This is a genomic window from Streptomyces odonnellii (assembly GCF_000981895.1).
In the GTDB taxonomy this organism is placed as follows: Bacteria; Actinomycetota; Actinomycetes; order Streptomycetales; family Streptomycetaceae; genus Streptomyces; species Streptomyces odonnellii.
The window spans coordinates 1-3,357 of the sequence record NZ_LATD01000409.1 but is presented as its reverse complement, the minus strand read 5'-3'; the positions used below and the strand labels follow the sequence as shown (position 1 = coordinate 3,357).

Below are 3,357 nucleotides of genomic sequence, written 5' to 3'. Positions count from 1 at the left end.
ACCGATTCTCCACGCTCTGAAGCATCCGCTCTTGGCCCTGGTGAAGGGGGAGAGCCGTCGGACGGGGGCTCGGGTACGGACGGGGGTACGGGCGCGGGCGCGCCTGGTACGGGCACGGGGCCGGGTGGCGGTGCGAGCGGGAGGCCGGGTGCGGACGGCGCCGTACCGGACTCACGGGAGCCGGACGCGGGCCCGGACTCGCGGGGCCCGGACTCGCCGGGCACGGATGTCGGCACGGACGCCTCGGACTCCGGCCCGGACGTCCCGGAGGATTCGGACGCGGTGGACTTCGCCGCCCGCTTCCGACGCGTAATTTCGGTCATCTACCCAAAGGATCTCGGCCGCCCCTGGCGCGACTCCGAGATCGCCGAGGGCACCGGTCTGAGCGGCACGTACATCGGGAATCTCCGCAAAGGCACCCAGAAACCCAGCCTGGAGAACGCGGTGAAGATCGCCAAGTTCTTCGGGATCCCGCTGAATTACTTCACCGATTCCGCCACCGCCCGCGCCGTCGAGCGCGACTTGCGTAAGATCGAGGCACTTCGGGACGCCCGGGTGGAGCGCATCGCGATGCGGGCGGCCGGACTGCCCCCGGAGATGCAGGACGCGGCTCTGACCGTGGTGGAACAACTGCGCAGGGCGGTCGGACTGCCCGACGGTCCCGACGGTTCGCACGGTCCCGACGGTTCGCACGGCCCCGACGGCTCGGACGGTTCGGAGGCGTGACCGACGACCGGCTGACGCCGTTGGGGCACTGGCGGACGGCTGATGGGGAGAACGTGCGAGATCTTGGACGTACCCGCCGCCGGATGCGGGCCATGGTCCGGCAGCTCGATCTTCCGCGGATGAGCACGGTGGAGGAGCTGTGCGCGGCGGTCGCCGAGCGCTCCGGGCGCGAAGTCCGGCTGGTGCCGCGGCGGATGAGGCTGGGCGAGCCGTCGGGGTTCGTCGAGCGGCGCGCGGACGAGGACATCATCCACTTCGAGCAGGAGACCTCCGGCCTGCATCAGGCGCACATCATCTGCCATGAACTCGCCCACCTTCTGTGCGGGCATCTCGGCGAGCCCCCGGCCGAGGACGAGGACCCCGCCCATGTCGAACTGCCCACCATCGACGCCGACATGCTCCGCCTGGTCCTGGGCCGCTCCCACTACGACGGCGCGGCCGAGGAGGAGGCGGAGATCCTGGGCGCCGAACTGACCCGCACGCTGCTGCTGGCGCCGGGGGACGGCACGACATCCCAGCTCGCGCCCGCGCTGGAGAACCGTAAAGGCCAGCATGTCTGACATACGTACGGACGGGCGGGGACGGCGGGACCCGCACGGGCGGCGAGACCCGCACGGATGGCGGCAAAGGTCCGGGCGGCAGGGCCGGCACGTACAGCGGCGGCGGTCCGGGCGGCCGGAATGGCAGGGGCCGCATGTCTGACATACCCGACGCGCCGTTCAACGCCGTATACCTCGGCATCGGCACGGCGGCCTGGGTCGTGGCGATCCTCAAGTTCCGGGCGTGGCGCCGCGATCCGTCGCCCGGACTGCTGGTCGTCGCCCTGACGATCGCGGCGCCCTCGACCGCGTTCGTGGTGGCCTCGCCCGTGCTGTACCGGCTGATCGACGAGGTCACGGGCCGCGGCAATCTCTCAACCCTGCTGGTCTATCTGGGCATTACGAGCTTCTCCGCCGGGGCCGTCGTACTGGCGCGGATGTGGACCCCGCCGAAAGAGCGCGCCAACGCGCGGGTGTGGGACGCGGCGGGCGACACGTGGCGTCACGTACGGCGGCGCCTCGCGGTGTTCGCGGTGCTGGCTCCTGTGATGATCGTCCTCTTCTTCACCGGCGGCGCCGACAGCCCCGAGTCCCCGCTCACCTTCGACACCACCTTCGCGACGGTCCCGCAGATCGCGGTGTTCCTGGTCATCTACCAGGCGCTGTTCGGCTTCGCGCTGATCGACATCAGCCGGGTCTGTTACGGACACGCCTCCCGGCTCCCGTACGGCTGGCTGCGCCGCGGCATCCGGCTGATCGCCCTCGGCGGCTATGTGGCCTGCGGCTATGTGGTGTGCAAACTCATCGCGATCGGGGCGGCGTTCGCGGACGTGACCGGTACGGAATGGCTGAGCACCGCCCTCGGCCCGGTCTTCGCGGCGCTCGGCGCGATGCTGATCACGGCGGGTTTCGCGGGTCCGGCCGTCGCCGCCTGGACCCGTCGGCGCCGCGACTACCAGGCGCTGCGCCCGCTGTGGGACCTGGTGTACGGCGCGGACCGGCGCCTCGCCCTGGAGGACCCGCCGTCCGCCTGGACCGAACGCCTCGCGTTCCGCGACCTGGAGTGGCGCGCCGCCCGCCGCGGCCTGGAGATCCGCGACGGCCAGCTCACCCTCCGCCCCTGGATCGCCCCCGGCACGGTCACGGCGGCGGCGACGGTCGCCGAACGGGCGGGCCTGGACGAGGCGGACCGCGCGGCCCTGACCGTGGCGACGGCTCTCCGCTCCGCGGTGGCGGCCCTGAACACCGGAACCGATCCCCGCCCCCGCGAGGACCAGACCCCCCTCCCGGGTCTGGACACGGAACCGGTCGATGAACGAGCGCACTTGGTGCGGGTGGCGGGCTACTTGTACGCGCCGCTGACGGACGAGGCACTGGCGGTGGCGACGGCATGAGGGACGGCGGGATGCGGGACGGTACGACGACGGGGACCGCAGGCGCAAGATCACAAGCCGGAACACCGGCCGCGACACAGGGCACCCGGGCACAGGCCGACACCCGAGTCGGAGGCGGGGCCGGCACCGGCTACGCCGCGTACGCCCGGCTGGTGCTGGAGACCATGCCGGAGGAGGCGAAGGCCGGACTCAGCCTGGGCTTCATCCGGACCTTCGGGATCCCGGACATCGCGCGGGTGCTGTACGCCACGGGCCGGATGACGGACGAACCGAGGGCGCGGGCGAAGGCGACGGGCGTGGCGATGTTCGCGCTGATCGGGGAGGGGGTGGACAGCGAGAAGGGCCGCCGCACAGTGGCTGACCTGCGCCGGATCCATGCCCGCCCGGGCATCACCCCGGAGCTGATGCACTATGTGCTGGCCTGTTTCACCGTATGCCCGCTGCGCTTCATCGACGCGCATGGGCACCGCCGCGTCACGGAGGAGGAACGGGCCGCCGCGTACGCCTTCCATCGCGCCCTGGCGTCCGCCCTGGACCTGCCGGACCCGCCGGACCTGCCGGGCGACGACCTGCCGGCCGTGGAACGCTGGATGACCGCCTACGAAACGGCCCACTTCGCCCCCACCGAAGCCGGCCGCGCTCTCTGGCACTCCGCCAGCCGCGCCCTCCTCTCCTCCCGCCTCCCCGCGTTCCTGTCC

4 protein-coding genes are annotated in these 3,357 nt (G+C 72.1%); all 4 read left to right on the top strand.

The genetic code is table 11. The features are described 5' to 3' along the window. Window positions 1-726: helix-turn-helix domain-containing protein (locus tag WH07_RS41845; protein WP_269801401.1), on the top strand; the 726-nt coding region annotated here is incomplete at its 5' end. 53 nt (window positions 727-779) lie between these two features. Continuing rightward, a complete protein-coding gene (locus WH07_RS31385) occupies window positions 780-1,286 on the top strand; it encodes a hypothetical protein (RefSeq protein ID WP_157877465.1) in 507 nt (168 codons plus the stop codon). Window positions 1,287-1,420: 134 nt separating this feature from the next. Next, on the top strand, window positions 1,421-2,659 hold the full coding sequence (locus tag WH07_RS41840) for an MAB_1171c family putative transporter (protein ID WP_046507626.1): 1,239 nt from the start codon (window positions 1,421-1,423) through the stop codon (window positions 2,657-2,659). After that, the coding region (locus tag WH07_RS31375) for an oxygenase MpaB family protein (RefSeq protein ID WP_106409725.1) at window positions 2,656-3,357 on the top strand (702 nt) is incomplete at its 3' end. The genes WH07_RS41840 and WH07_RS31375, both read left to right, overlap by 4 nt.

Excerpts from the sequence above, each read along its gene's own strand:
- WH07_RS41840 (WP_046507626.1), top strand. The coding sequence starts at position 1,421 with ATGTCTGACATACCCGACGCGCCGTTCAACGCCGTATACCTCGGCATC.